The sequence below is a fragment of the Enterobacter sp. MGH 37 genome (genome assembly GCF_000534515.1).
In the GTDB taxonomy this organism is placed as follows: Bacteria; Pseudomonadota; Gammaproteobacteria; order Enterobacterales; family Enterobacteriaceae; genus Enterobacter; species Enterobacter kobei.
Map to the genome: position 1 here is coordinate 2,078,708 of NZ_KI973205.1, position 26,247 is coordinate 2,104,954.

At 55.5% G+C, this 26,247-nt stretch carries 28 protein-coding genes and 2 pseudogenes; 20 read left to right on the forward strand and 10 right to left on the reverse strand.

Going from position 1 to position 26,247, the window contains the following annotated elements; genetic code table 11:
* Positions 1 to 39: 39 nt before the first annotated feature.
* Positions 40 to 354 carry a flagellar hook-basal body complex protein FliE gene (gene fliE, locus L383_RS13790; RefSeq protein WP_014884391.1) on the reverse strand — a complete coding sequence of 105 codons (315 nt, stop codon included), beginning with the start codon at positions 352 to 354 and terminating at the stop codon, positions 40 to 42.
* A 228-nt stretch (positions 355 to 582) separates the two neighbouring features.
* On the opposite strand from fliE, the gene fliF reads away from it, so the two are divergent.
* The 14 genes and pseudogenes from fliF (at position 583) to rcsA (ending at position 12,114) form a co-directional block, all read left to right on the forward strand.
* Positions 583 to 2,262, forward strand: a complete 1,680-nt coding sequence (gene fliF, locus L383_RS13785) for a flagellar basal-body MS-ring/collar protein FliF (protein ID WP_023330812.1) — start codon at positions 583 to 585, stop codon at positions 2,260 to 2,262.
* Complete coding sequence (gene fliG, locus L383_RS13780) at positions 2,255 to 3,253, forward strand: flagellar motor switch protein FliG (protein WP_008500327.1); 999 nt, start codon at positions 2,255 to 2,257, stop codon at positions 3,251 to 3,253. Before fliF ends, fliG begins: the two co-directional genes overlap by 8 nt.
* Positions 3,246 to 3,953, forward strand: a complete 708-nt coding sequence (fliH, locus tag L383_RS13775) for a flagellar assembly protein FliH (protein ID WP_023330813.1) — start codon at positions 3,246 to 3,248, stop codon at positions 3,951 to 3,953. The genes fliG and fliH overlap by 8 nt, the downstream gene beginning before the upstream one ends.
* The gene (gene fliI, locus L383_RS13770; RefSeq protein ID WP_023330814.1) at positions 3,953 to 5,323 is read left to right on the forward strand and encodes a flagellar protein export ATPase FliI; all 1,371 of its coding nucleotides are present in this window, start codon (positions 3,953 to 3,955) and stop codon (positions 5,321 to 5,323) included. The genes fliH and fliI overlap by 1 nt, the downstream gene beginning before the upstream one ends.
* Positions 5,324 to 5,344: 21 nt before the next feature.
* Positions 5,345 to 5,788, forward strand: coding sequence for a flagellar export protein FliJ (fliJ, locus tag L383_RS13765; RefSeq protein WP_014884395.1), 444 nt, complete (start codon positions 5,345 to 5,347; stop codon positions 5,786 to 5,788).
* Positions 5,785 to 7,014 (forward strand): flagellar hook length control protein FliK, encoded by a 1,230-nt coding sequence (gene fliK, locus L383_RS13760; protein WP_023330815.1) that lies wholly within the window; start codon positions 5,785 to 5,787, stop codon positions 7,012 to 7,014. Before fliJ ends, fliK begins: the two co-directional genes overlap by 4 nt.
* Before the next feature lie 106 nt (positions 7,015 to 7,120).
* A complete protein-coding gene (gene fliL, locus L383_RS13755) occupies positions 7,121 to 7,591 on the forward strand; it encodes a flagellar basal body-associated protein FliL (RefSeq protein ID WP_014884397.1) in 471 nt (156 codons plus the stop codon).
* Between the two features lie 4 nt (positions 7,592 to 7,595).
* Positions 7,596 to 8,600 (forward strand): flagellar motor switch protein FliM, encoded by a 1,005-nt coding sequence (fliM, locus tag L383_RS13750; protein WP_023330816.1) that lies wholly within the window; start codon positions 7,596 to 7,598, stop codon positions 8,598 to 8,600.
* On the forward strand, positions 8,597 to 9,010 hold the full coding sequence (gene fliN, locus L383_RS13745; protein ID WP_014884399.1) for a flagellar motor switch protein FliN: 414 nt from the start codon (positions 8,597 to 8,599) through the stop codon (positions 9,008 to 9,010). Before fliM ends, fliN begins: the two co-directional genes overlap by 4 nt.
* 2 nt (positions 9,011 to 9,012) lie before the next feature.
* Positions 9,013 to 9,387 (forward strand): flagellar biosynthetic protein FliO, encoded by a 375-nt coding sequence (fliO, locus tag L383_RS13740; RefSeq protein ID WP_014884400.1) that lies wholly within the window; start codon positions 9,013 to 9,015, stop codon positions 9,385 to 9,387.
* The gene (gene fliP / locus L383_RS13735; protein ID WP_014884401.1) at positions 9,387 to 10,124 is read left to right on the forward strand and encodes a flagellar type III secretion system pore protein FliP; all 738 of its coding nucleotides are present in this window, start codon (positions 9,387 to 9,389) and stop codon (positions 10,122 to 10,124) included. The genes fliO and fliP overlap by 1 nt, the downstream gene beginning before the upstream one ends.
* A gap of 9 nt (positions 10,125 to 10,133) precedes the next feature.
* Positions 10,134 to 10,403, forward strand: coding sequence for a flagellar biosynthesis protein FliQ (gene fliQ, locus L383_RS13730; protein ID WP_008500315.1), 270 nt, complete (start codon positions 10,134 to 10,136; stop codon positions 10,401 to 10,403).
* 7 nt (positions 10,404 to 10,410) lie between these two features.
* A pseudogene (fliR, locus tag L383_RS13725) lies at positions 10,411 to 11,212 on the forward strand (flagellar biosynthetic protein FliR).
* A 278-nt stretch (positions 11,213 to 11,490) separates the two neighbouring features.
* Entirely contained in the window at positions 11,491 to 12,114 is a 624-nt protein-coding gene (gene rcsA / locus L383_RS13720; RefSeq protein ID WP_023330818.1) for a transcriptional regulator RcsA, read from the forward strand.
* Between the two features lie 102 nt (positions 12,115 to 12,216).
* Here rcsA and dsrB read toward each other — a convergent pair whose 3' ends face one another.
* The gene (gene dsrB / locus L383_RS26110) at positions 12,217 to 12,405 is read right to left on the reverse strand and encodes a protein DsrB (RefSeq protein ID WP_013097741.1); all 189 of its coding nucleotides are present in this window, start codon (positions 12,403 to 12,405) and stop codon (positions 12,217 to 12,219) included.
* Between the two features lie 129 nt (positions 12,406 to 12,534).
* Here dsrB and yodD point away from each other — a divergent pair, with 129 nt between their 5' ends.
* A complete protein-coding gene (gene yodD / locus L383_RS26115; protein ID WP_014884403.1) occupies positions 12,535 to 12,762 on the forward strand; it encodes a YodD family peroxide/acid resistance protein in 228 nt (75 codons plus the stop codon).
* Between the two features lie 300 nt (positions 12,763 to 13,062).
* The gene (locus tag L383_RS13705; RefSeq protein ID WP_023330819.1) at positions 13,063 to 13,863 is read left to right on the forward strand and encodes a mannosyl-3-phosphoglycerate phosphatase-related protein; all 801 of its coding nucleotides are present in this window, start codon (positions 13,063 to 13,065) and stop codon (positions 13,861 to 13,863) included.
* Here the strand turns inward: L383_RS13705 and dgcQ are convergent.
* The 3 genes from dgcQ to L383_RS13690 form a co-directional block, all read right to left on the reverse strand.
* Positions 13,848 to 15,548, reverse strand: a complete 1,701-nt coding sequence (dgcQ, locus tag L383_RS13700; RefSeq protein WP_023330820.1) for a cellulose biosynthesis regulator diguanylate cyclase DgcQ — start codon at positions 15,546 to 15,548, stop codon at positions 13,848 to 13,850. The genes L383_RS13705 and dgcQ overlap by 16 nt on opposite strands.
* A 73-nt stretch (positions 15,549 to 15,621) precedes the next feature.
* Positions 15,622 to 15,804 (reverse strand): YodC family protein, encoded by a 183-nt coding sequence (locus L383_RS13695; protein WP_008500307.1) that lies wholly within the window; start codon positions 15,802 to 15,804, stop codon positions 15,622 to 15,624.
* Between the two features lie 78 nt (positions 15,805 to 15,882).
* Positions 15,883 to 16,797, reverse strand: coding sequence for a DUF808 domain-containing protein (locus L383_RS13690; RefSeq protein ID WP_349675177.1), 915 nt, complete (start codon positions 16,795 to 16,797; stop codon positions 15,883 to 15,885).
* Positions 16,798 to 16,972: 175 nt separating this feature from the next.
* Between L383_RS13690 and yedA the strand changes: the two genes are divergently transcribed.
* The gene (yedA, locus tag L383_RS13685; protein WP_014884407.1) at positions 16,973 to 17,887 is read left to right on the forward strand and encodes a drug/metabolite exporter YedA; all 915 of its coding nucleotides are present in this window, start codon (positions 16,973 to 16,975) and stop codon (positions 17,885 to 17,887) included.
* Here the strand turns inward: yedA and L383_RS13680 are convergent.
* The 3 genes and pseudogenes from L383_RS13680 to L383_RS13670 all read right to left on the reverse strand — a co-directional run bounded on the left by L383_RS13680 (position 17,859) and on the right by L383_RS13670 (position 20,508).
* Positions 17,859 to 18,350 carry a very short patch repair endonuclease gene (locus L383_RS13680; protein ID WP_023330822.1) on the reverse strand — a complete coding sequence of 164 codons (492 nt, stop codon included), beginning with the start codon at positions 18,348 to 18,350 and terminating at the stop codon, positions 17,859 to 17,861. The two genes, yedA and L383_RS13680, sit on opposite strands and share 29 nt — an antisense overlap.
* Positions 18,331 to 19,746, reverse strand: a complete 1,416-nt coding sequence (locus L383_RS13675) for a DNA cytosine methyltransferase (protein WP_014884409.1) — start codon at positions 19,744 to 19,746, stop codon at positions 18,331 to 18,333. Before L383_RS13675 ends, L383_RS13680 begins: the two co-directional genes overlap by 20 nt.
* A 61-nt stretch (positions 19,747 to 19,807) precedes the next feature.
* Positions 19,808 to 20,508: pseudogene (locus L383_RS13670) on the reverse strand (phosphohydrolase).
* 285 nt (positions 20,509 to 20,793) lie between these two features.
* Between L383_RS13670 and L383_RS13665 the strand changes: the two are divergent.
* A complete protein-coding gene (locus L383_RS13665; protein WP_023330824.1) occupies positions 20,794 to 21,870 on the forward strand; it encodes a porin in 1,077 nt (358 codons plus the stop codon).
* 58 nt (positions 21,871 to 21,928) lie between these two features.
* On the opposite strand, the gene L383_RS13660 is transcribed toward L383_RS13665, so the two are convergent.
* Complete coding sequence (locus L383_RS13660) at positions 21,929 to 22,792, reverse strand: N-acetylmuramic acid 6-phosphate etherase (RefSeq protein WP_014884412.1); 864 nt, start codon at positions 22,790 to 22,792, stop codon at positions 21,929 to 21,931.
* A gap of 164 nt (positions 22,793 to 22,956) precedes the next feature.
* Here L383_RS13660 and L383_RS13655 point away from each other — a divergent pair, with 164 nt between their 5' ends.
* Together L383_RS13655 and dcuR are read left to right on the forward strand one after the other, a co-directional pair.
* Complete coding sequence (locus tag L383_RS13655; RefSeq protein WP_023330825.1) at positions 22,957 to 24,573, forward strand: sensor histidine kinase; 1,617 nt, start codon at positions 22,957 to 22,959, stop codon at positions 24,571 to 24,573.
* Positions 24,570 to 25,289: a two-component system response regulator DcuR gene (gene dcuR / locus L383_RS13650; RefSeq protein WP_014884414.1), complete on the forward strand. Its 720-nt coding sequence runs from the start codon at positions 24,570 to 24,572 to the stop codon at positions 25,287 to 25,289. Before L383_RS13655 ends, dcuR begins: the two co-directional genes overlap by 4 nt.
* Here dcuR and L383_RS13645 read toward each other — a convergent pair.
* Positions 25,270 to 26,229 (reverse strand): FAD:protein FMN transferase, encoded by a 960-nt coding sequence (locus L383_RS13645; protein WP_023330826.1) that lies wholly within the window; start codon positions 26,227 to 26,229, stop codon positions 25,270 to 25,272. The genes dcuR and L383_RS13645 overlap by 20 nt on opposite strands.
* Positions 26,230 to 26,247 lie beyond the last annotated feature (18 nt).

Genomic DNA, 26,247 nt, shown 5'->3' on the forward strand with positions numbered 1-26,247 from the left:
GGCATTAAAGCGCTGCGGCTGCCAGCGAAGATAAAGGGCTTAAACCTGCATGCCCATCACTTCCTGATACGCCGACACCAGTTTATTTCGCACCTGAATCCCCATCTGGAGGGAAACCGTGGCTTTCTGCAAATCGGCCATCACATCATTCAGCGCCACGCCCGGCTCACCGAGGGTGAATTTCTCCGCCTGGGTACGCGCCGCGGTCTGGGTATCGCTGATACGGTCAAGAGCGGCATGCAGTTGCCCCGCAAAGCTGATGGTCGGCTGTTGTTCTGCCACATTCTGATTACGGGCCGTCATCGCCGTTGCCTGCAACTGACTGATTACCCCTTCAATGCCCTGTATAGCCATGACTCTCCCCTGGATGGTTTTTTACGCGGTCAAGACTAACAGCTTGTCAATAAGATAATGGCGGTAAATAGCGTGAAAAAACCAGGTTATTTGACGCATAGAAAATCCGGAATCATCAAATAATGGCAGGGCCATCAATATGGAACTTTTGTCGTGTTTGCCGACCCGGGAGTCAGTTTTGTTTCTCTACACGAATAACGTAAACCACCAGGATTTAAGAGGTGCGCAATGAGTGCAACAGCATCGACAGCGCCGCAAAATAAATCACTCGAGTGGATGAACCGCCTTCGCGCGAATCCTAAAATCCCGTTGATCGTGGCAGGCGCTGCCGCTATTGCCATCCTTGTAGCGATGGTTTTATGGGCAAAAAGCCCTGATTACCGCACGCTCTATAGCAACCTTTCCGATCAGGATGGCGGTGCCATCGTCACCCAGCTTACCCAGATGAACATCCCTTATCGCTTTGCCGATAACGGCGGTGCCCTTGAGGTGCCTGCTGATAAGGTCCACGAGCTGCGTCTGCGTCTGGCTCAGCAGGGCCTGCCGAAGGGCGGTGCGGTCGGTTTTGAACTGCTGGATCAGGAAAAGTTCGGTATCAGCCAGTTCAGCGAGCAGGTGAACTACCAGCGTGCGCTGGAAGGTGAGCTGGCCCGCACCATTGAAACGTTAGGCCCGGTGAAGAGTGCCCGTGTGCATCTGGCGATGCCTAAGCCTTCTTTATTTGTTCGTGAACAGAAATCCCCTTCAGCTTCCGTGACCGTGAACCTCGAACCTGGCCGCGCGCTGGACGAAGGGCAAATCAGCGCGGTGACGCATCTCGTCTCCAGCGCCGTCGCCGGTCTGCCACCGGGTAACGTGACGGTGGTCGATCAAAGCGGACACCTGCTGACCCAATCCAATACCGCCGGGCGTGACCTGAACGACGCGCAGCTGAAATATGCCGCAGACGTAGAAAACCGTCTCCAGCGTCGCATTGAAGCGATCCTCGGCCCGGTTGTCGGTAACAGCAACGTGCATGCGCAGGTGACCGCGCAGATTGACTTCTCTAATAAAGAACAAACCGAAGAGCAATACAGCCCGAACGGCGATCCGGCTCAGGCGGTGATGCGCTCGCGTCAGATCAACTCCAGCGAACAGGTGGGCGGCGCCTACCCTGGCGGCGTGCCGGGTGCGCTCTCTAACCAGCCGGCTCCGGCAAACGCGGCACCGATTTCCACGCCGCCGGCCAATCAGCAGAACGGTCAGCAAAATAATCAGCAGACCACCTCAACGACCAGTAACGCCGGTCCACGCACCAGTAGCCGTAACGAAACCACGAACTACGAAGTGGATCGGACGATCCGCCACACTAAACTCAACGTGGGCGATATTCAGCGTCTCTCTGTTGCGGTGGTGGTGAACTACAAAACGCTGGCGGATGGCAAACCGTTGCCGTTAACCGCCGAGCAGATGAAGCAGATTGAAAACCTGACCCGCGAAGCGATGGGCTACTCCGAGAAGCGTGGCGACACCCTTAACGTGGTGAACTCGCCGTTCAACGCGGTTGAAGAGACCGGCGGTGAACTGCCGTTCTGGCAACAGCAGGCGTTTATCGACCAGCTGATGTCCGCAGGACGCTGGCTGCTGGTGCTGATTGTCGCGTGGCTGCTGTGGCGTAAGGGCGTTCGTCCACAGCTCCAGCGTCGTGCTGAAGCAGAAAAAGCCGCTCGCGAACAGATGTCTACGCGTCAGGAAACGGAAGAAGCGGTTGAAGTTCGCCTCAGCAAAGATGAGCAGATGCAGCAGCGTCGGGCTAACCAGCGCATGGGCGCCGAAGTGATGAGCCAGCGCATTCGCGAAATGTCAGATAACGATCCGCGCGTCGTGGCGCTGGTCATCCGCCAGTGGATGGGTAACGAACATGAGTAATACGCTTACAGGCACCGATAAAAGCGTCATCCTGCTGATGACCATTGGCGAAGACCGCGCGGCAGAGGTGTTTAAGCACCTCTCCCAGCGGGAAGTGCAAATCCTCAGTGCGGCCATGGCCAACGTGCGTCAGATCTCCAATAAACAGCTGACCGAAGTGCTGTCGGAATTTGAGCAGGAAGCCGAACAGTTTGCCGCGCTCAACGTCAACGCCAACGACTACCTGCGCTCCGTCCTCGTCAAGGCGCTGGGCGAAGAGCGTGCCGCCAGCCTGCTGGAAGACATTCTGGAAACGCGCGATACCGCCAGCGGGATCGAAACGCTTAACTTTATGGAGCCGCAGAGTGCCGCCGACCTTATTCGCGACGAGCACCCGCAGATTATCGCCACCATCCTTGTCCACCTCAAACGGGGTCAGGCAGCCGATATTCTGGCCCTGTTCGAAGAGCGTCTGCGTCACGATGTGATGCTGCGTATCGCAACCTTCGGTGGCGTTCAGCCGGCCGCGCTGGCGGAGCTGACCGAAGTACTGAACAACCTGCTCGACGGTCAGAACCTCAAGCGCAGCAAAATGGGCGGCGTGAGAACGGCGGCGGAAATCATCAACCTGATGAAAACGCAGCAGGAAGAAGCGGTTATTACCGCGGTTCGCGAATTCGACGGCGAGCTGGCACAGAAAATTATCGACGAGATGTTCCTGTTCGAAAACCTGGTCGAAGTGGACGATCGCAGCATCCAGCGCCTGCTCCAGGAAGTGGACTCCGAATCGCTGCTTATCGCCCTCAAAGGTGCCGAACAGCCGCTGCGCGAGAAGTTCCTGCGCAACATGTCTCAGCGTGCGGCGGATATCCTGCGCGACGACCTTGCCAACCGCGGTCCGGTTCGTCTGTCTCAGGTGGAGAACGAACAGAAAGCCATCCTGCTTATTGTTCGTCGTCTGGCGGAAACCGGCGAGATGGTGATTGGCAGCGGAGACGACACCTATGTCTAATGAGCTGTCGTGGAAGCGCTGGACGCCAGACGATCTGGCCCCTCCCCTTTCTGAATTCACGCCCGCGAAGGTCTCACCCGCAGAGCCTGACGTCGACGTCGGGCAGCCCGAGCTGAGCGAGGAGGAGAAGCAAGCGCAGATGCTGGCGCAGCTTCAAATGCAGGCGCATGAGCAAGGTTACACTGCCGGTCTGAATGAAGGCCGCCAGAAAGGTCACGATCTGGGCTATCAGGAAGGTCTGGCGAAAGGATTAGAGCACGGTATCGACCAGGCGCGTCAGCAGCAGGCGCCGATCCACGCCCGCATGCAGCAGCTGGTCAGCGAGTTCCAGCACACGCTGGACGCGCTGGACAGCGTGATTGCGTCCCGTCTGATGCAGATGGCGCTGGAAGCTGCGCGTCAGGTCATTGGCCAGACACCTGTGGTGGATAACACGGCGCTGATCAAACAGATTCAGGGGCTTTTGCAGCAAGAGCCGCTGTTCAGCGGCAAACCGCAGCTGCGCGTTCACCCGGACGATCTGCAGCGCGTTGAAGAGAGCCTGGGGGCAACCCTCAGCCTGCACGGCTGGCGTCTGCGCGGCGATCCGTCTTTACACCACGGCGGCTGCAAAGTCTCTGCCGACGAAGGTGACCTGGATGCCAGCGTCGCCACTCGCTGGCAGGAACTGTGCCGTCTGGCGGCACCGGGAGTCGTCTGATGACCGCACGCCTCACCCGCTGGCTCACCACGCTCGACAACTTTGAGACGAAGATGGCGCAACTGCCCTCCGTTCGTCGTTATGGACGACTGACGCGCGCGACCGGTCTGGTACTGGAAGCCACCGGCCTGCAGCTTCCGCTGGGCGCAACCTGTGTGATTGAGCGTCAGGATGGTCAGGAAACGCGTGAAGTCGAAAGCGAAGTGGTTGGGTTTAACGGTCAGCGACTGTTCCTGATGCCGCTTGAAGAGGTGGAAGGTATTCTCCCCGGCGCCCGCGTCTACGCGAAAAACATCAGCGGCGACGGCCTGCAAAGCGGGAAACAGCTGCCGCTTGGTCCGGCCCTGCTCGGCCGCGTGCTCGACGGCAGCGGGAAACCGCTGGATGGCCTGCCCGCGCCGGACACCACCGAAACCGGGGCGTTGATCACCCAGCCGTTTAACCCCCTGCAGCGTACCCCTATCGAGCATGTGCTGGATACCGGCGTACGGCCGATTAACGCCCTGCTCACGGTAGGACGCGGACAACGTATGGGTCTGTTCGCCGGCTCCGGCGTGGGTAAATCGGTCCTGCTCGGCATGATGGCGCGTTATACCCAGGCCGACGTGATCGTCGTTGGGCTGATTGGTGAGCGTGGCCGTGAAGTCAAAGATTTCATCGAAAACATTCTGGGTGCGGAAGGCCGGGCCCGTTCAGTGGTAATCGCCGCCCCGGCGGATGTGTCCCCCCTGCTGCGTATGCAGGGTGCCGCCTACGCCACCCGTATTGCCGAAGATTTCCGCGACCGCGGCAAGCACGTGCTGCTGATCATGGACTCCCTCACCCGCTACGCGATGGCGCAGCGTGAAATTGCGCTGGCTATCGGTGAGCCACCGGCCACCAAAGGCTACCCGCCTTCGGTCTTTGCCAAACTTCCTGCGCTGGTTGAACGCGCAGGGAACGGCATCAGCGGCGGTGGCTCCATCACTGCATTTTATACGGTACTGACCGAAGGCGATGACCAGCAGGACCCGATTGCCGACTCCGCGCGCGCCATTCTCGACGGTCATATTGTGTTATCGCGTCGTCTGGCTGAAGCCGGACACTACCCGGCGATTGATATTGAAGCATCCATCAGCCGCGCAATGACGGCGCTGATCACCGAGAAGCATTACGCCCGCGTGCGTAACTTTAAACAACTCCTCTCCAGCTTCCAGCGCAACCGCGATCTGGTCAGCGTGGGGGCGTATGCCAAAGGCAGCGATCCTATGCTCGACAAAGCGATTAGCCTGTGGCCGCAGCTGGAGGCGTTTTTACAACAGGGCATTTTTGAACGTGCCGACTGGGAAGATTCAATCCAGGCTCTGGAGCTGATTTTCCCGCAGGTGTAACACAGGTGGAGGGCGAAGGTCATGGCGCAAAACAGCGCGTTATCAACGCTGAAAGATCTGGCTGAAAAAGAAGTTGATGATGCCGCATTGCAGCTTGGCGCAATGCGACGCGGGTGCCAGCAGGCTGAAGAACAGTTGAAGATGTTAATCGACTATCAGCATGAGTATCGCACCAACCTCAATACCGATATGACCCAGGGCATTGGAAGCCAGCGGTGGATTAACTATCAGCAGTTTATCCAGACGCTGGAGAAGGCGATAGAGCAGCACCGCCAGCAGCTTAACCAGTGGACCCAAAAAGTCGATACCGCGCTGAATTTCTGGCGTGAGAAAAAACAGCGGCTGCAGGCCTGGCAAACCTTACAGGACCGGCAGATCGCAGCCGCGACCCTGGCGGAAAACCGTCTGGATCAGAAAAAAATGGATGAGTTTGCCCAGCGCGCATCAATGAGGAAACCGGAATGATCACACTGCAACAACTGCTGATGAGCGACAGCGACCTGTCGGGCGGGATGCAAACAGGGAAAGGCACCGACGGTGCGCAAGACTTTCTCTCCCTGCTGACGGGTGCCCTGACGGACGCGACGGGCAAGGGCAAAGATGCGCCGCTGACCCTGGCTGACCTGAAAGCCGCTGGCAGTAAGCTGTCAAAAGTCGCTCAGGACGCCAAAGGCGATACCGCGCTGCAGGCCAAAATTGCCGACCTGCTCGCGCGTCAGCCAGCCCTGAGTGGCGATGAAACGGCGCAGCTTGCCACGCCTGAAACCCTGATTTCCGGGCTGGTGCCGCTGTCAAAGGGCGATGCCCTGAAAACGCTCAATGCGGCCAACAGCAAGGATGACAGCAAAAGCGAACTGAGCGAAGAAGAGCTGGCCGGATTAAGCGCGCTGATGGCAATGCTGCCGCACCAGCAGACCAGCACGCCTCACGCGGCGGGCAGTAACGGCGTTTCCGCAACCTCAACGTTGAGTTCAGCGACGCTTTCGCCAAACGCAGCGGGCCACCCCCCCCTGAACGCGGCAGCGGGAGACCACGATAAAGCGCAGCTTTCCGCACCTTATCAGAGTCAGGCGAAAAACAACGGCCCGGATCTCTCCGCCAATGCGCCAGTCACTCCGGTCGTGGCCGCTGCGGCAGAGAAGCAGGAATTCGCCAGTTCCTCTTCATCATCCTCACCCACGGCTACCCTGGCGCCGATCATGTCCAGTCATGCCACCAGCCAGCCTGCCGCTACCGTTGCCACCGCGCCGGTGTTAAGCCAGCCGCTGGGTACTCACGAATGGCAGCAGTCCCTGAGCCAGCACATCACGCTGTTCACTAAGCAGGGGCAACAGACTGCGGAGCTGCGCCTGCACCCGGAAGATCTGGGCCAGGTGCAAATCTCGCTTAAACTGGATGATAACCAGGCGCAGCTGCAGATGGTCTCGGCACACAGCCACGTGCGCGCGGCGCTGGAAGCGGCACTGCCTGTCCTGCGGACGTCACTGGCAGAGAACGGTATTCAGCTCTCTCAGAGCAGCGTCAGCAGCGAAAGCTTTGCCGGGCAACAGCAATCCTCATCGCAGCAGCATCAGGCTTCACGTTCCGGTCACAACGGCGGATTTAATGAAGAGAGCGAGGAGCTACTGCCCACCCCTGCCGCCCTGCAATCCGCGGCGCGCGGTAACAGTGCCGTAGACATCTTCGCCTAAACGCCAGAGGTAGCGTGATTATCCCCGTCTTTTCCACGCTTTGACGACGGCAGGACACGGGATAATCACCTTATTAAGCTGTACCGAAACAGGAAGCTCGTATCAGATGACAGACTCCGCTATCACCAAAAAAAGTAAGCGTTCCATCTGGATCCCGCTGCTGGTGTTGATCACGCTCGCCGCCTGCGCTACCGCGGGCTATAGTTACTGGCGTATGCAGCAGGAACCTTCAACCGCTGCCGCCAAAGCCGAACCCGCACCGCCGCCGGCGCCGGTCTTTTTCCCTCTGGACACCTTCACCGTTAACCTCGGTGATGCGGATCGTGTGCTGTATGTCGGTATTACGCTGCGCCTGAAGGATGAAGCCACCCGCGCGCGCCTGAATGATTATCTTCCGGAAGTGCGTAGCCGTCTTCTTCTGCTGTTCTCTCGTCAGGACGCCTCCGCGCTGGCCACCGACGTGGGTAAGCAAAAGCTGGTCGACGCCATCAAAGAGACGCTGGCCACTCCGCTGGTAAACGGCCAACCTAAGCAGGAAGTCACTGACGTTCTGTATACAGCCTTCATTCTGCGGTAACGACATGGGCGACAGTATTCTTTCTCAGGCAGAAATCGATGCGCTGCTCAACGGCGACAGCGATAAAAACGATGATCCGCAACCGGGCCTAACGGGTGACGACAATATTCGTCCCTATGATCCGAATACCCAGCGCCGCGTAGTTCGTGAACGTCTGCAGGCGCTGGAGATCATTAACGAACGTTTTGCACGTCAGTTCCGTATGGGGCTGTTCAACCTGTTGCGTCGTAGCCCGGATATCACGGTCGGTGCGATCCGCATTCAGCCGTATCACGAGTTTGCCCGCAACCTGCCGGTGCCAACCAACCTTAACCTGATTCATCTCAAGCCGCTGCGCGGCACCGGTCTGGTCGTGTTTTCGCCAAGCCTGGTGTTCATTGCGGTGGATAACCTGTTCGGCGGCGACGGGCGTTTCCCGACCAAAGTAGAAGGTCGTGAATTCACCCACACCGAACAGCGCGTCATCAACCGCATGCTGAAGCTGGCGCTGGAGTCCTACAGCGACGCGTGGAAAGCGATTAACCCGCTGGAAGTGGAATACGTTCGTTCCGAGATGCAGGTGAAATTTACCAATATCACCACCTCCCCGAACGATATCGTCGTCAACACGCCGTTCCACGTGGAGATCGGTAACCTGACCGGCGAGTTCAATATCTGTCTGCCGTTCAGCATGATTGAACCGCTGCGCGAGCTGCTGGTTAACCCGCCGCTGGAAAACTCACGCCACGAAGATCAGAACTGGCGTGAAAACCTGGTTCGCCAGGTCCAGCACTCACAGCTTGAGCTGGTGGCTAACTTTGCCGACATCTCAATGCGGTTATCCCAGATCCTGAAATTACAACCCGGCGATGTTTTGCCGATAGACAAACCCGACCGCATTATTGCCCATGTGGATGGTGTCCCCGTGCTGACAAGCCAGTACGGCACGATTAACGGTCAGTATGCGTTACGCGTTGAGCACTTGATCAACCCGATTTTGAATTCGCTGAATGAGGAACAGCCCAAATGAGTGACATGAACAATCCGTCCGATGAAAACAGCGGAGCACTGGACGATCTGTGGGCTGACGCGTTAAACGAACAAAAAGCGACCCCGACGAAAAGCGCAGCGGATGCGGTATTCCAGCAACTCGGCGGCGGTGACGTCAGCGGCACGCTGCAGGATATCGACCTGATTATGGACATCCCGGTCAAGCTGACCGTTGAACTGGGACGCACCCGGATGACCATTAAAGAGCTGCTGCGCCTGACGCAGGGTTCCGTCGTGGCCCTTGACGGTCTGGCGGGTGAGCCGCTGGATATTCTGATAAACGGTTATCTGATTGCTCAGGGTGAAGTGGTGGTGGTTGCCGATAAATACGGCGTGCGTATCACGGACATCATCACCCCATCTGAACGTATGCGTCGTCTGAGCCGATAAGTATGAAAACCCAGGCAACACTATCGCAACCGTCTGCCGTTCCCGGTTCCCCGCTGCTCCAGGTGAGCGGGGCGTTGTTCGGTATTATTGCCTTTATTCTTATCGCCGCCTGGCTGGCGAAGCGTTTTGGTCTGGCGGGTAAAACCGCCGGCACCCGCGGCCTGAAGGTGAGCGCCAGCACCACGCTGGGGCCGCGTGAACGCGTGGTTATCGTCGAGGTGGACGATGCGCGTCTGGTTTTGGGTGTCACCGCCTCGAACATCAACGTATTACATAAACTGCCGCCCGCCCCTGTCACGGTGGAGGAGCGCGCACAAGCCCCTGCGGATTTTCAGTCCGTCATGAAGAGTTTGCTTAAGCGTTCCGGGAGATCCTGATGCGCCGTTTGTTATCCCTTACGCTTGCGGGCATTGGCCTGTTTGCTCCCGCGGTTTATGCGCAACTGCCCGGTCTGGTCTCAACGCCCATTGCCGGTGGCGGTCAGAGCTGGTCGCTCCCGGTGCAGACGCTGGTATTCATCACCTCGCTGACCTTTATCCCGGCCATCCTGCTGATGATGACCAGCTTCACCCGCATCATTATCGTCTTTGGTCTGCTGCGAAACGCGCTCGGTACCCCTTCCGCGCCGCCAAACCAGGTGCTGCTGGGGCTGGCGCTGTTTTTGACCTTTTTCATTATGTCGCCGGTCATCGATAAGATTTATACCGACGCGTACCAGCCGTTCAGCGAAGATAAAATCTCCATGCAGGAGGCGCTGGATAAAGGCGCACAGCCGCTGCGGGAATTTATGCTGCGCCAGACGCGCGAGGCGGATCTGGCACTCTTTGTTCGCTTGTCCAATACCGGCGAATTGCAGGGGCCGGAAGCGGTACCCATGCGCGTTCTGCTGCCAGCCTACGTCACCAGCGAGCTGAAAACGGCGTTTCAGATTGGCTTTACCATCTTTATTCCGTTCCTGATTATCGACCTGGTGATCGCCAGCGTACTGATGGCGCTCGGGATGATGATGGTGCCGCCCGCAACCATTGCCCTGCCCTTTAAGATCATGCTCTTTGTACTGGTCGATGGCTGGCAGCTGCTGGTCAGTTCGCTGGCGCAGAGTTTCTACAGTTAAGGAACGGCAATGACACCCGAATCGGTCATGATGATGGGCACGGAAGCGATGAAAATCGCCATTGCCGTTGCCGCTCCCCTGCTGCTTGTCGCGCTGGTTACCGGTCTGATTATCAGTATTCTGCAGGCCGCCACGCAGATTAACGAAATGACGCTGTCCTTCATTCCGAAAATCATCGCCGTATTCGTGGCGATTATCGTGGCCGGACCGTGGATGCTGAACCTGTTGCTGGACTATATGCGCAACCTGTTTACCAATCTGCCGTACATCATCGGCTGACCTGACGATGCTGCACTTCACCAGCGACCAGTGGGTTCAGTGGCTCGGCGTCTATTTCTGGCCGATGCTGCGCATTCTGGCGCTGATCACCACCGCCCCGATTCTCAGCGAGAAATCGATCCCCAAGCGTGTCAAAGTGGGGCTGGGCATTATCATCACCATCATCGTCGCCCCTTCCCTTCCCCCGGTGGATATTCCGATCTTCTCGGCGAATGCGGTGTGGGTGGCATTACAGCAGGTGATGATTGGCGTTGCCGTAGGCTTTACCATGCAGCTCGCCTTTGCCGCCGTTCGCACGGCCGGGGAGCTGATTGGCCTGCAGATGGGCTTATCGTTCGCCACGTTTGTTGACCCCGGCAGCCACCTCAATATGCCGGTGCTGGCGCGCATTATCGATCTGCTCGCCATGCTGCTGTTCCTGTCGTTTAACGGTCATCTGTGGCTTATCTCCATGCTGGTGGATACTTTTCATACGCTGCCGATTGGTGAAAACCCGGTCAACAGCAATGCCTTTCTCGCGCTCACCCGCGCGGCGGGGCTGATCTTCCTCAATGGCCTGATGCTGGCGTTGCCGATTATCACCCTGCTCCTGACCGTCAACCTGGCATTAGGTCTGTTGAACCGCATGGCACCGCAGCTCTCCATCTTTGTGATCGGTTTTCCGCTGACGTTGACGGTCGGAATTTTATTAATGTCATTACTGATGCCCCTTATCGCCCCCTTCTGTGAACACTTATTCGGCGAGATATTCAATCTGTTAGCAGATATTGTCAGCGAGCTGCCACGTAAATAATAGTCCTCACGATTGATATTGTCTTTCTGAGGATATTCCTAAAATAAAACATGAAAAACATCTTCCAGGATATATCTGACGGGGTTTAATTGTTTCTAACCACCTCACAATACTTAATATTTACTTTACTTTAAGAAGATTCCTGGCAAATTATACGTAACTTTACGGGATAGTGAGTCCGCCTGAAAGTCTTTGTCATGCTCACAGGTTTATTATTTTTTTCCATCCCGTATGGCTGTTTTGAGCTCTCAGGCAGATGGTGAATTATCGTTACGCATTGAGTGAGGGTATGCCATGTCAACGATCATTATGGATTTATGCAGCTACACCCGGCTAGGGTTAACCGGGTACCTGGCAAGCAGAGGGGTAAGAAAGAGAGACATCAACGATGCACACACCGTTGACGAACTCGCAGTCGCTTGTGACGAACTAAAACCAGGCGTGGTGTTTATTAATGAGGACTGTTTCATTCACGATCCAGCCAACAGTCAGCACATTAAGCAAATCATTAATCAGCATCCAAAAACTCTGTTTATTGTTTTTATGGCGATCGCGAATATCCATTTCGATGAGTATTTGTTGGTCCGTAAAAATTTATTGATCAGTTCTAAGTCGATTAAGCCCGAGTCGCTGGATGACATTCTGGGTGATTATTTGAATAAAGAAGTTAAAAATGTAGGAGCGGTTAACTTACCCACCCTATCATTAAGCAGGACTGAATCAAGTATGCTGCGAATGTGGATGGCAGGACAAGGAACTATTCAGATCTCTGACCAGATGAATATTAAAGCAAAAACCGTTTCATCACATAAAGGAAATATTAAAAGGAAAATTAAAACGCATAATAAGCAAGTGATCTATCACGTGGTACGTTTGACCGATAATGTGACGAACGGGATTTTCGTCAACATGCGTTAGTGGCTTAAACCCCTTTGCACCCTACCTTTGATCTCTGGCCAGGCCAGAGATTTTTGCTTATGTGGGCGTTGTCGGGCAACCGCAATGCCACCCGACGCTGTGTTACTCCGCTTTTTCGACAAAAATGCCATCCGGATGCCCCAGTTCATTAAAAAACCAGATGCCGAGCGGGTAGTCTTCCAGTGATACCAGGTACATTGTTCCCTCACTGAACTCTTCAATTGCCAGTACCACCCCCGGGCGGCGCGGCCCACCGTCCGTTTTAACGGTAACCCGATCGTTGACCTTCATACATTCCTCCTCTGGTTTTGAGCCAGTGTAGAACAAAACGCATGCGCTGACATCGCTGACGGATGCGAATGCCGTTTTTGTGTGCGGTCTATACTTAACCGTGGACACGTTTATATGAGGTACCCCGTAATGAAGACCAACAAAGCGTATAGCGACACCATCAAGCGCGAAGTCGAAGTGGATGTCGATGCCCTGCTGGCCGCCATCAATGAGATCAGTGAATCCGAAGTACGTCGCGCAGAGGATGATTCCGAGAGGGTGATGGTAAACGGGAGGGATTACCATACCTATCGCGAACTGGCGGAGGCCTTCGAGCTTGATATACACGACTTTAGCGTGTCTGAAGCCAATCGATAGCGCGAAAAAAATCCCGGTCATGGGGATGGCCGGGATCAAAACTTGCTTATGCAAGAAGCACTTGAAAATTCGTTACACCAGGAAATCTGATGTACAAACCACACTATCCCCAACGATTTTGTCTGACAAGCATATATTCTTACGGCGAATATAATATTTTTAACATAATCATTTTTGTTATGAGCAATAACGCACGGTGAATGCGGCTTTGGCTGAATCGCGTCTTATAAAGACGGTTTTCCCTTCAGTATTTTTTAAGAATATTCTTAGGTAGAGGCGCATGCGCTTTCAGGAGTCATCATGCTTTCACTTCAGGGTCCCCTGCTGGTTTTTTCCGATCTGGATGGATCGCTTCTGGACATTCATACCTACGAGTGGCAACCCGCGATGCCATGGCTGGACAAACTGCAGGATTATCAGGTGCCGGTGATTCTGTGCAGCAGCAAGAGTGCCGCAGAGATGCTGGATATCCAACAGGATCTGGGCCTGGAGGGGTTACCTTTTATTGCTGAGAACGGCGCGGTCATTCAGCCTGATGTGCGCTGGGAGATGGGGCAGCGCCAGATCACAGGGATGACGCATCGGGAAATTCATCCGCTTATTGAGCAAATCCGCCAGCAGGCAGGCTTTAAATTCGTCACGTTTGATGACGTGAACGAACGCGTCATCAGCGAATGGACCGGGCTGACGCGCTACCGTGCGGCGCTCGCACGCAAACACGACGCCTCTGTCACGCTCATCTGGCGTGATACCGACGACGCAATGGTCCGCTTTGAAGAGGAGCTGGCGCAAAGGGGTCTGAAATGTCTACAGGGGGCCCGTTTCTGGCACATTCTGGATGCACGCTGCGGTAAAGACGTGGCGGTTAACTGGCTGATTGCGCAGTACCGCGAGCAGGAAGATTGTGTCCCCACCACTCTGGGGCTGGGGGATGGCCCAAACGATGCGCCGCTGCTGGACAGCGTCGACTTCGCCGTGGTGATTAAAAGCATAAACCGCCAGGGCATTACGCTACAGAATGATAGCCCTGAACGGGCTTATCACACGCAGCAGAGCGGTCCCTTAGGCTGGCGGGAAGGGATGGATCACTTTTTCTCCTGATCGCTCCAGCACACCCGGTTACGCCCGCTCTGCTTGGCCTGATACAGCCTGTCGTCCGCGGCAGACTGCAGCTGTTCAAAAACATAGTTCTCTTTTTCCTGCGCGCTGGCGACGCCCAGCGAGGCGCCGATGCGAACAGTCGTGCTCTTTTTCACCAGGATCTCCCTGCTGTTGATGCGTGACCGGATGCGCTCCGCGACCCTTCTCCCCTCTTCCAGGCTGCTCCCCGGCAGGACGACGCAAAACTCTTCCCCGCCCACGCGCCCGGCAACGTCATTTTTGCGCAGCACGCTGGCAATCAACCCTGCGGCATGGGACAGCACTTTGTCACCCGCCTGATGCCCGTACTGGTCATTAATGCATTTGAAATGGTCAAGATCGATCTGTATCACCGTAAACGGCTGACCGTGTTGTCGACAGTTCTCCGCAATCCCTTTTGCGCGCTCAAACAGCGCGCCGCGGTTATTCAGACGCGTGAGGGGATCGTGCCAGGCCTGCCACTGCAGGGAGTGCTGCAGGGTGTACATATTGCTGACCATCCTGCGGATGACCAGCCATGAAACAAGCAGCATGGCGGTAAAGAGCGCCCACAGCAGGGCCAGCACAATACTGATACTGCCAAAGTCACCCTGTACGCCTTCGTGCAACGTATGAACGCGTAAGATCACCCCGTCAAAATGATCGAGTCGCTCCCAGCTAATAAAACGGCTTCCAAGGCGAATTCCGCCTCGGGTGTCGTGTTCAATCGCGTGCGCAATTTGCGCCGTTTCAACCTCATCAAAGCGGTTCACCTGACTGCCGTCCACTTCTGACGTGGCAATCATGTTCAGACGCGTGTCATACAGTTGATACTCGCCCTCCGTCCGGTCCTGCGTCGCCTCAGTCAGCAGGCGTTTCATGGTGTGTATGGAGAAATCCATCGCTACCACGCCATACCAGTAATGCTCAAAATAGATGGGCACGCTCGCCGTTATCGTGCGCTCCCCATTGCTCCAGGGCGACGGCGCCGAAATAAACCAGCGCACCGCGCGCGCGCGATTGTGGCGTTCTGAGTGTAAGGTAAACCAGGGTTGGGTCACCAGAAAGTAATAGCGGGCGCTGATATCGTCAGCCATATCAGGCGTGTCTGTCGAAAGATAAAACCCCGCGCGGGAAACGTAGATAATCCGCTCTTCACTTTGCACACCCGACGAGGCCAGGCGCAGTAAATACCCCACTTCCAGCGCGGCAGAAATCTCATTACTGATACGCTCACTATCACGGTTAAGGAGCGTGGATTTTGCAACGAAGGCATCTGACACGCCGTTCAGGGGAAGGGTGCGTTTTTTATCAACGGCCAGCTGCCAGGTTTCATCCGTCCGCACGGCGCTAAAACGAGACACCGCATCGCGCAGGACATCAAACCCCAGGGGGGTCTGTAAGGCATCATGCATGCTGGTGCGAAAAAACAGCATTTTGTCCACGCTGTACTGCAGCTGACGGTCCAGCGACGTGGCGACCGTTTCGAGATGGTTACGCTGGCTGGAGATATACGCCTCCTCCAGGACCACCACCTCACGCCAGGTCAGGAGGGTGGAAAAGACAAGGACGACAAGAAAACAGAGATTAACGATTAACCCCGGATTGCTACGCTTATGCAGCCATTGCAGAAAAGATTGTTTTACAACAAAGGTATCGCGCTGCACACACACTCCCTGATTACTGCCTTACACCCGGTACATGAGATAAAAACGCCCGGCAAAGCCGGGCGTTATGTGATTAAGCCTTGTCCCGCTTGTGCTGCCCGTCGCCCGGCTGAAGCTCATCTTCACGAAATGCTTCCCGCTTGATGCTATAGCCATCGTGCCACCGACACTCCACCATTCCGCTAGAATAGCCTGTGACAATCATACGTGGGCCACCTTTCTTAGGCTTAACTTCATCACTGACCAAAAAGACCATACCTGCCTCCTGTATCAGGGTGAAACTGTTTCAATTTAGACGAGGAATAGTCTTTTTGCATACCACAACAGGTAACAATTAGTGCGCAGAACCGCGCATTTTTTCGACCAATTTCACCGCCGCCACCACGATAGCGCCAACGATAAAGCCCAGCACAAGATTAAGCAGCGTCGGCAGAATAGCGGCCACCACGCTCCCCTGCGCCGAGGAGAACTGTTCGATCGCATGGTGCAGCGGAGCAATGCCGTGGACCACAATACCGCCCCCCACCAGGAACATCGCCAGGGTGCCAACCACCGACAAGCTCTTCATCAACCACGGTGCCAGCGTCAGTAAGCTTTTACCGATGCCTTTTGCCACCGCGCTTGATTTCTCCTCCAGCCAGTAGCCGATATCATCCAGCTTCACGATCAATCCGACCAGACCGTACACGCCGACGGTGACCAGAATGGCGATGCCGGAGAGGATCAACACCTGATTGAGCAGCGGCGCATCGGAGACAATGCCCAACGTAATGGCGACGATCTCTGCCGAGAGAATAAAGTCGGTCCGAATGGCGCCTTTGACTTTATCGCGCTCGAAGGTTTTCGGATCCTGCGCGGCCAGCGCGTCCAGACGCTGCTGGCGCATCTCCGGCGTGTCGTTATGCTTGCGTGCGCTGAAGGAGTGCAGGACTTTCTCCACGCCTTCAAAGCATAAAAATGCCCCGCCAATCATCAGCAACGGCGTGATAGCCCAGGGAATAAATGCACTGATCAGCAGCGCCAGCGGCACCAGGATCACTTTATTCAGAAACGAGCCTTTTGCCACGCCCCACACCACCGGCAGTTCGCGGTTAGCCCGTACACCGCTCACCTGTTGAGCGTTAAGCGATAAATCATCCCCCAGCACACCCGCGGTTTTCTTCGCCGCCAGTTTCCCCATCACGGAAATATCATCCAGTAAGGTGGCAATATCATCCAGCAATGTTAATAAGCTACTTCCTGCCAAAATCGTGATCCTTCTTTTTTTGGTAATTAAGTGAATAGTATGGAGCAAAAGCGCAAACGCGGAAACAGGCACCTCACGTCAACAAAAAATTCACATCAACTACACAATTAAAGGGCTCGCCAGCACGATAGTTTTCGCGTTTACTATCAGCGACCTTTTTATTTCGTCGTGAGGGATTATGCGTTTCCGGCAACTGCTACCGCTCATCGGGGCACTTTTTTCGCTTTATATCATCTGGGGTTCGACCTACTTTGTCATTCGCATCGGCGTGGAAAGCTGGCCGCCGCTGATGATGGCGGGCATTCGTTTCCTCTCGGCGGGCGTGTTGCTGCTGGCCTTTCTGCTGCTGCGCGGTCATAAGCTACCGCCGCTGCGCCCGATGCTCAACGCCGCCCTGATTGGCCTGCTGCTATTGGCGGTAGGGAATGGGTTTGTGACCATTGCCGAGCACCAGAACGTACCGTCGGGGATCGCCGCCGTGGTCGTTGCCACCGTACCGCTGTTTACCCTCTGCTTCAGCCGTCTTTTTGGCATCCGTACCCGCAAGCTGGAATGGCTGGGCATTGGCATCGGCCTGGCGGGCATTATTCTGCTCAACAGCGGCGGTAACCTGAGCGGCAATCCGTGGGGCGCGATCATTATTCTTATCGGCTCAATGAGCTGGGCGTTTGGTTCGGTATACGGTTCGCGTATCGAACTGCCAACCGGCATGATGGCGGGGGCGATTGAGATGCTTGCCGCGGGGATCGTTCTTCTGATTGCCTCCATGCTGACGGGGGAAAGGCTGACGACCATGCCGGATCTGTCGGGCTTCCTGGCGGTCGGGTATCTGGCGCTGTTTGGTTCGCTCATTGCAATCAATGCCTACATGTTCCTGATCCGCAATGTGTCTCCGGCGGTTGCCACCAGCTATGCCTACGTCAACCCGGTCGTGGCCGTGCTGCTCGGTACCGGGCTCGGCGGGGAAACACTCTCTCCGGTTGAGTGGTTAGCATTAGGGGTGATTGTTTTTGCCGTCGTGCTGGTCACGCTGGGCAAATATTTACTGCCGGCGAAGCCCGTGATTACGCCTTGCGGGGTGGAGAAACCGTAAGCGCGTGGATCCCCTGTGTGTCGATCTGCGCGGTGTGTCCGCCGCCGCAGATCCACTCTTCCAGCCGTTCGCGCAGATCGGCATCGTTCAGTTTTAGCCGCCCTCTCAGCGCACACTCCCAGACGATCAGCACGCGCCAGCCCTGCGCGATAAGCGTGGTGAGATCACGCGCGTCGCGCGCAACGTTCTTGCCAATCTTCTCCAGCCAGAAATCAGTGCGCGTTGCCGGAACTTTAAACAGGTAACAGTCGTGATGATGCCAGAAACAGCCGTGGGTAAAGATAATGCACTGATACGCGTCGATGACGAAATCCGGTCGCCCCGCCAGCGCGGCATCCTGCACGCGGAAATCAAACCCCGCCTGCGTCAATAATCCGGCCAGACGCTTTTCAATGGCGGTATCACGCGTGCCGATGGCACGCATGTTTTTGCTGCGCGTTGCCTTATCGTGAACGTCCGTCATTGACGGCCTCACTCTGGCGGAGTGCCACCGCCTGCCGGATACGTGAGGCCAGCAGTTTTGCCACCGCCGCAAACGCGGGCACCACCACCGAGTTACCAAACTGACGGTATGCCTGAGTGTCCGACACCGGAATACGGAAACTGTAGCCCTGCGGCGTTTCAAAGCCCATCAGCCGGGCACATTCCCGTGGCGTGAGGCGTCGTGGACGGTGGAGCTGGTTTTGCGGATCGTCGAAATCCCTCTCGCCCAGCGCTTTATCCCAGCCTCTGTCGATCAGGATTTCCGCGCCGTCTTTATAATAACGGGCGGACAAGGTACGGGTCACGCTGTGCGGATCGTGAGGATTAACCATGCCAAATCCGAAGCCGTTGCCTTTTGCCTGATGCTTTTTGGCATAGCGGTAGAGGTATTTCCACAGAACGGGCGTAAGGATAAATTTCGCGTCGACCACAGGCTCCAGCAGGTCGGCGACGGTTGGACGACGCTCGGGATACAGAGACGGGATATCCCGCAGGGTAAAATCTCCCTTCAGATTGAGATCGCGGCGGAAGCCGACCAGCACAATGCGCTCGCGATGCTGGGGCAGGAAATGTTTCCCATCAATGATTTTTGGGTCATCCGCGCCCATATCCTCAGAATCGGCCACGTCGTAACCCAGCTCATCCAGGGTCTGCATAATAATGCGGAAGGTTTTTCCGCCGTCATGGCTCTTTAAGTTTTTGACGTTTTCCAGCACAAAAATGGCCGGACGGCGGGCGTCAATGATGCGGGCCACATCAAAAAACAGCGTTCCCTGCGTATCGCAGGCGAAACCGTGGGCGCGACCGAGGGCATTCTTTTTCGATACGCCGGCCAGCGAGAAAGGCTGGCAGGGGAAGCCAGCCAGCAGCACGTCGTGCGCCGGGATCGTCTGACGAATATGCCCGGCGGCCTGTTCATCCGTGACGCCGCTTTTATGGCTCAGGGTGACATCACGGATATCGGCGTTGAAGTGATGTTCGTGCGGATCGCAGTACCAGTTCGCTTTATAGGTGCGTACCGCATGTTTGTTCCACTCGCTGGTAAACACGCACTGACCGCCGATGGCTTCAAAACCGTGCCGGATCCCACCGATACCGGCGAACAGATCGATAAAGCGGAATGCATAGTCCGGGTGCGCGGCAGACGGACGCGGAAGCAGGTTTTGCAGATAACGAAACTCACCGTCGCTCAGGCGGCGCCCTGCCCGCTCGCTGGTCAGCAGTCGCTTAAGGATGGCCGGGCTCCAGTGGCTCTCACCGTGCGCTATCAGCTGGTTCGCCAGCGTTTTGACATCATAAATATCCAGCAGCTGGCGCAGTAATGCCTGCACCGTTGCCGTTGATTTCTCAGCCTGCTCTGGCGCGGGCCCTGTCACTGATCGATTTTCCTGCATTCTTTTAACCGGAGAATAAAGACTGGGAACAGATTACCACAGTTCAGTTGGGCAAACTGCGACAGAAGCGGTGCTGAATCTGGCTATCCAGCCCGATGCAGTCGCCCTGTAATTCGGCACTGAGTTTCGCCATAAAGTGAACGAGAAAATCGGCGTTATGTTGCGCGAGGTCGCGCCCGACGTCGGTTTGCATTGTATCAGGCAAGCGCAGCAGCTTAGTCTGAAAATGATCGAGGGCAAATGCCCGGTCATCCAGCGGGCGCGCATCGGCAAAGGGATCTTCCGCGTCAAACAGTGCCACGCCCAGCCCCCCGAGACGGCAAACACGCGCGCCAGGCCAATCGCGCCCAGCGCTTCGAGACGGTCGGCGTCCTGGACAATTTTGGCCTCGATACTTTGCGGCGCAATACCCGCGCTGAAACTGTGCGCCTCGATGGCATGCTCCACGGCGGCAAAGCGATCCGGCGGAAAGTCCGGGAAATCGCGGTGCAGAATGTCCCGCGTTTTGCGCGCCGCCAGACGCGATGACTGACTGCGTTCAGGATGATTTTTCGGCAGGCTAACGATGTCGTGAAAATAGCAGGCGGTCAGGACCACCAGCGGATCGGCCTGATGATGAATCATTATTTTACGGGCCGTCATCCAGACGCGTCGGAAGTGCGAAATATCATGCGCACTGTCTTCGCTGGCGTGATGTTCATCAAGCCAGGATTCAAAACGCTGCTGCCACTGTATGGGTTCCATCATTCTATCCTGTGACGAAAACAGGCCATGGATTATAACACAGCCGAATTAAATGATTTAAAAAATAGAAATGAGAAATACTTAATAATAATTATGCACAATGAATTCAGTTCATTAATTCACATGAAAAATAACGAGAGCTTTAGAAATATTTTGCAATATTTTTACCGATTTAATTACATTTATTTTTGAACCAAAATAACAATCCATAGAATAGTATCAAAATCGTAATTACGGAGGGTGATTACATATATTCATATAAATTATCTTTAAAGGGAATATATAATGAAAAGAAAAGTTCTGGCAATTCTGGTACCCGCATTATTAATGGCTGGCGCAGCAAATGCGGCTGAAATTTATAATAAAAACGGCAACAAAGTTGATTTCTACGGCAAGATGGTTGGTGAACGCATCTGGTCTGACACTGACACAAGCAACAGTGAAAACAAAGATACGTCATATGCTCGTTTTGGTGTGAAAGGCGAAACACAGATCAATAACCAACTGACCGGTTATGGCCAGTTTGAATACAACATCGATGCCAGCGCACCTGAAGGTGACCAGGACGAAAGTACCCGTCTGGCATTTTCAGGTCTGAAAATGTCTGACTACGGCTCATTCGATTATGGCCGTAACTATGGCGTGGCTTATGACGGCGCAGCTTACACCGATATGTTGGTTGAATGGGGTGGAGACTCCTGGGCCGCTACCGATAACTTTATGACACAACGTACCAACGGTGTCGCAACTTACCGCAATACCGATTTCTTTGGTATGGTTGATGGTCTGAACTTCGCTGTTCAGTATCAGGGTAAGAAAGACGACCGGGATCGCTTCAAAGCAAATGGCGATGGCTACAGCATGTCTGTGAATTATAATGTAGACGGCTTTGGCTTTGTCGGCGTCTACGGTAAATCTGACCGTACTGACTTACAAACGCTTGACGGCTATGGCGACAACGCTGAAGTATGGGCACTGTCTGCTAAGTATGATGCAAATAGCGTTTACGCCGCAGTTATGTACGGCGAAACGCGTAACATGACCAAAGCAGGTTCTAATCGCGGTTTTGCTAATAAGACTCAGAACGTAGAAGCAGTCGTTCAGTATCAATTCGACTTTGGTTTGCGTCCATCCCTTGGCTATGTTTATTCTCAGGCCAAGGATTTCGGTGCAACTAATGGTTATGAAGGTGTCAACGCTGACCGCGTGAATTACATCGAACTTGGTACCTGGTACTACTTCAATAAAAACATGAATGTTTATACTGCATATAAATTTAACTTGTTGGATGAAGAAGACGGAGCCATTACGGGTAATGTGACGGACGATCAGTTCGCGATGGGTATTGTTTACCAGTTCTAATCCCCAAAAATACTAAAGCCCGCACTCGCGGGCTTTTTTTCATTTATAAGAGCCGAATTTACGGCGCTTCCTGCAACGCCACGCGAATAAACCCGTTATTCTGCGCCAGCAGTTCGTGGGCTTTCCATGCATCCAGCCCGGTCAGTACCATCAGGACTGCCGTTTTACAGTTATGGTTACAGCTCTCCAGCGCGGCTTTTGCCTGCGCCCGGGTGCAGCCCCCCGCCTCCATCACAATGGCAATTTGTCGTTCGGCCCATTTGGTATTGCGTGCCTCCAGATCCACCCGCAGGTTGCTGTAAACGCGCCCGGTCCGCACGGCCAGCCCGGTGGTGACCATCGAGAGGATCATTTTTTGCGCAATCCCCGCTTTGGTATTGCTAAAGCCTGCCACCACATCAGCCCCCAGCGCCGGGGCAATCACCATGCTTGCCAGCTGCGCCGCTTCACTTTGTGCATCACCGGTAATGATGGCGACCATAGAGCCCAGCGACCATGCATGGCGCATTGCCCCCCAGACCCACGGCGTTTTTCCGCTAACGGTAACCGCCAGCATCATATCGTGTTCACCAAACTTAATGGCCTGCAGATCGGCAACGCCACGCTCGTAGCTCCCTTCCCCTTCCTGTGCCGTCACGGCAATCACGGGGGTTTTGCCCGGCGCATATTCATCGGCAGCCTGTTGTGCGACACGGCCAGACGGCCCCGCCCCGACAATGACCAGACGGCCCCCGTGACTAAGAGTTGCCGCGGCGTTATCCACCACGCGGGCGATCGTCGTTAAACAGGGGGATATTGCAGCGGAAATGAGTGCATCTTCCTGGTGAATGACCTTCAGCATGTCCAGCGTGGACAATCTATCAATATTCATCGTGCTGGCGTGCCGTCTTTCCTTGACCGAACCGGTAAGCATAATGCTCATAAACAGCCTCCTTATTATGAGTACCCACACACTATAAAGTGTTTTATATGGATGACCTGCGAGGAGGGTCACGAAAAGAGGACCAAATCCACGCCTTTACATGGCTTTAAGAAACGCGCGTCATCAGCGATAATTACCCCTTTGTTAATCATCGCGGAGTATTGATGAGCGATTTGCAGCCTTTCCTTCTGACGCGCAAGCGCCCCATGAAACTGAACACGCTGGTCACGTTGATGGTATGCGCGATTATTGCCTCTGTGCTGCTTCTGGTCTTTGCGCTCTACTCCGTTCAGATCACCCGGGCCACCCGCGATGATGTCAAAGACACCGCACTGGGTATCGCCCGCACGCTGGCCGACAGCCCGGAGATCCAGCGAGGCCTGATGCAGTCCCCGCAGGCCGACATCATTCAGCCCATCGCCAAAGCGATCACCCAACGCAACGATCTGCTGCTCACCGTGGTGACCGACATGCGCGGTATTCGTTACTCGCACCCGAACGAAGCACTGATTGGCCTGCATTTTATTGGCAACGATCTGGAACCCGCCCTGGAAGGTAAAGAGAATGTCTCGGTTAACCGGGGCGCCCTCGCCGAAGCGCTTCGCGTCTTTACCCCGGTTTATGACAGCCAGCACGATCAGATCGGAGTGGTGGTGGTCGGTATCTCCCTCAAAAAGGTGGAAGACCAGATTGCCCGCGGGCGGCTGAATGCGCTCTGGACGATATTATTCAGTATCTTTATGAGTTCAATGGCGATTTGGGGCCTGGTGCGGGTGCTGAAGCGCATTCTGTTCGGCCTCGAACCCTACGAGATATCCGCCCTTTTCGAACAACGTCAGGCGATGCTGCAGTCGCTTCGCGAAGGCGTACTGGCCGTCGATATTCACGGGCGCGTGACGATGATCAACCACACCGCCAGAGAAATTTTACTCCTGCCCTCCGGCAAGCAAACGGAAAACGCCAGCGCACCACTTTTAGCCAGCCTGCGTGAGATTTCAAAAACCGGCGTCGCGCGCCAGGATCAGGAGATCAGCTGTAACGGTCGGCTGTTGCTGTGCAACATGGTGCCGGTCAAAAGCCAGGAGCAGGTCATCGGGGCGATCGCCACCTTCCGCGATAAAACGGAAATCAGCCAGCTGATGCAGCGCATTGATGGCATGGTCAACTACGTCGACGCCCTGCGCAGCCACACGCACGAGTTTATGAATAAACTGCATGTGATCCTTGGCCTGCTGCATATGAAGCGCTACGACAAGCTGGAGGAGTACATCATCCAGACGGCGCATAATTACCAGACGGATATCGGTACGATCCAGAGCAAGGTAAAATCGCCGGTCATTGCCGGGTTCCTGCTGGGTAAAATCAACCGGGCAAAAGAGGCGGGCGTCACCCTGACGCTGGCGGACGAAAGCCAGATACCGGATACCGCCAGCGAAGAGCAGGTCGCGGTGTTGATCACCGCGCTGGGTAACCTGATTGAAAACGCGCTCGACGCGATGGAAGGACAGCAGGAAGGCGAGATCGGCCTGCTGCTGCATTATCAGAATGGCTGGCTTAGTTGCGAAGTCAGCGACGATGGCCCCGGCATTGATCCCACTCAGCTGGAGGCTATTTTTACTAAGGGCTTCTCAACGAAAGGTGAAAACCGCGGCGTTGGGCTGTTCCTTGCTCGCCAGCAGATTCAGAACCTGGGCGGAGAGATCTCCGTGGAGTCTGAGCCTGGCGTCTTTACCCAATTTTTTGTTCACATCCCCTGGGATAGCGAGAGGAATATCGCGTGATAAATGTATTAATTGTCGATGATGACGCCATGGTGGCCGACCTCAACCGTCTGTATGTCAACCGTGTTGAAGGCTTTAGCTGCTGCGGTGTCGCCTCCACGCTCAACCAGGCGAAGGCCATGATTAACGACCCCGGTCAGCCGGTCGATCTGGTGCTACTGGATGTCTATATGCAGCAGGATAACGGGCTGGATCTGCTGCCCGTGATTCGCGCGTCCGGCCGCCCGATCGATGTCATTATGATCTCCTCGGCCGCCGATGCCGCCACGATCCAGACCTCTATCCACTACGGCGTGGTGGATTACCTGATCAAACCCTTCCAGTTCCCGCGCTTTGAAGAGGCGCTCAACGGCTGGAAAGCGAAGCATAACCTGATGGAATCGCATCCGTATTATGAACAGGCCGACGTTGACCGCCTGATCCACGGCGGAGCGCCGGAGCTGGCGGACAGCAAAAAGCTGCCGAAAGGGTTAACGCCGCAGACGCTGCGCACGATCTGCCAGTGGATTGACGCCCACCCGGAGATGGAGTTTTCCACCGATGACCTGGCGAGCGCGGTGAATATCTCCCGCGTGTCGTGCCGCAAATACCTGATCTGGCTAGCGCAAATCAACATTCTGTTCACCAGCATTCACTACGGTGCCACCGGGCGGCCAGTGTATCGTTACCGTCTCCAGCCGGAACAGACGGGGCTGCTTAAGCAGTACTGTCAGTAACGCGGTAGGTATTATCCAGCAACGTAAAGCGGAAGTGGTGCATCGATGAGATCACCACTTCTTTTGTTTTGGTCACAAAAATGGCTTCAATATCCGGGCGAGAACGCAGCACCGCGCAGCCCTTCTCTATGCCCATGCCGTACATCAGCGTGGTCCAGATATCGCCGTCGATAGACTCTTTTGACACGATGGTGACGCTGTCCAGCGCGTTGTCCAGCGGGTATCCGGTGCGCGGATCGAGAATATGGTGATAGCGCTTGCCGTTTTGCTCAAAGAAGCGCTCGTAGGTTCCTGACGTCACCACGGAGCGGTTTTCCACCGTCATCGCGCCAATCAGCGCGCCGCTGACGAACGGTTTTTTCAGCCCGACGCTCCAGCCCCCTTCCGGTGAGCCCAACGTCTGGATATTTCCCCCCAGGTTGATGAGTCCCCGCTCGGTCCCCTCTTTGTGCAGGTAATCCCGCACCCGGTCAGCGATATAGCCTTTGGCGATGGCGCCCAGGTCGATCTCCATGCCTGCTCTCGCCAGAAACACGCTGCTCTGCGCCTCATCAAGGATGACATCCTCAGGACGGGTAATCGCCAGCAGCGCCGCAATGTCATCAGCAGGCGGAACGCTGTCACCCCGGAAACCAATTTTCCAGCGCTTCACCAGCGGGCCTATCGCCAGGTTAAAAGCGCTGTCCTTGAGCAGGCTTGTCGCTTTTGCACAGCGGATCAGCTCGAACACCGGTCGGCTGACGATGACCGGATGCTGCCCAGCCGCGTGGTTGATGTCCATCACCTGCGAGTGGGCACGGTTGACGGTAAGCAGATCTTCATACTGTTTGATGAGTCGAAACACGCGGGAGGCGAGGGCTTCGTCATGGGTGAAGAGTTTCAGGAGGATGGGGGAACCCATCAGGACGGCGGAGTAACTGTAAACACGGTTATCTGACATGCATGTTTCCTCAGATGT

Coding starts and splice junctions, on each gene's coding strand:
- fliG (WP_008500327.1), top strand. CDS start 2,255: ATGAGTAATACGCTTACAGGCACCGATAAAAGCGTCATCCTGCTGATG.
- L383_RS13660 (WP_014884412.1), bottom strand. CDS start 22,792: ATGAGCATTATGCTTACCGGTTCGGTCAAGGAAAGACGGCACGCCAGC.
- L383_RS13655 (WP_023330825.1), top strand. CDS start 22,957: ATGAGCGATTTGCAGCCTTTCCTTCTGACGCGCAAGCGCCCCATGAAA.
- fliE (WP_014884391.1), bottom strand. CDS start 354: ATGGCTATACAGGGCATTGAAGGGGTAATCAGTCAGTTGCAGGCAACG.
- fliM (WP_023330816.1), top strand. CDS start 7,596: ATGGGCGACAGTATTCTTTCTCAGGCAGAAATCGATGCGCTGCTCAAC.
- L383_RS13680 (WP_023330822.1), bottom strand. CDS start 18,350: ATGACGGACGTTCACGATAAGGCAACGCGCAGCAAAAACATGCGTGCC.
- L383_RS13705 (WP_023330819.1), top strand. CDS start 13,063: ATGCTTTCACTTCAGGGTCCCCTGCTGGTTTTTTCCGATCTGGATGGA.
- fliQ (WP_008500315.1), top strand. CDS start 10,134: ATGACACCCGAATCGGTCATGATGATGGGCACGGAAGCGATGAAAATC.
- fliO (WP_014884400.1), top strand. CDS start 9,013: ATGAAAACCCAGGCAACACTATCGCAACCGTCTGCCGTTCCCGGTTCC.
- fliH (WP_023330813.1), top strand. CDS start 3,246: ATGTCTAATGAGCTGTCGTGGAAGCGCTGGACGCCAGACGATCTGGCC.
- fliI (WP_023330814.1), top strand. CDS start 3,953: ATGACCGCACGCCTCACCCGCTGGCTCACCACGCTCGACAACTTTGAG.
- fliL (WP_014884397.1), top strand. CDS start 7,121: ATGACAGACTCCGCTATCACCAAAAAAAGTAAGCGTTCCATCTGGATC.
- fliK (WP_023330815.1), top strand. CDS start 5,785: ATGATCACACTGCAACAACTGCTGATGAGCGACAGCGACCTGTCGGGC.
- fliF (WP_023330812.1), top strand. CDS start 583: ATGAGTGCAACAGCATCGACAGCGCCGCAAAATAAATCACTCGAGTGG.
- dsrB (WP_013097741.1), bottom strand. CDS start 12,405: ATGAAGGTCAACGATCGGGTTACCGTTAAAACGGACGGTGGGCCGCGC.
- fliP (WP_014884401.1), top strand. CDS start 9,387: ATGCGCCGTTTGTTATCCCTTACGCTTGCGGGCATTGGCCTGTTTGCT.
- yedA (WP_014884407.1), top strand. CDS start 16,973: ATGCGTTTCCGGCAACTGCTACCGCTCATCGGGGCACTTTTTTCGCTT.
- L383_RS13665 (WP_023330824.1), top strand. CDS start 20,794: ATGAAAAGAAAAGTTCTGGCAATTCTGGTACCCGCATTATTAATGGCT.
- rcsA (WP_023330818.1), top strand. CDS start 11,491: ATGTCAACGATCATTATGGATTTATGCAGCTACACCCGGCTAGGGTTA.
- fliJ (WP_014884395.1), top strand. CDS start 5,345: ATGGCGCAAAACAGCGCGTTATCAACGCTGAAAGATCTGGCTGAAAAA.
- L383_RS13645 (WP_023330826.1), bottom strand. CDS start 26,229: ATGTCAGATAACCGTGTTTACAGTTACTCCGCCGTCCTGATGGGTTCC.
- yodD (WP_014884403.1), top strand. CDS start 12,535: ATGAAGACCAACAAAGCGTATAGCGACACCATCAAGCGCGAAGTCGAA.
- fliN (WP_014884399.1), top strand. CDS start 8,597: ATGAGTGACATGAACAATCCGTCCGATGAAAACAGCGGAGCACTGGAC.
- L383_RS13695 (WP_008500307.1), bottom strand. CDS start 15,804: ATGGTCTTTTTGGTCAGTGATGAAGTTAAGCCTAAGAAAGGTGGCCCA.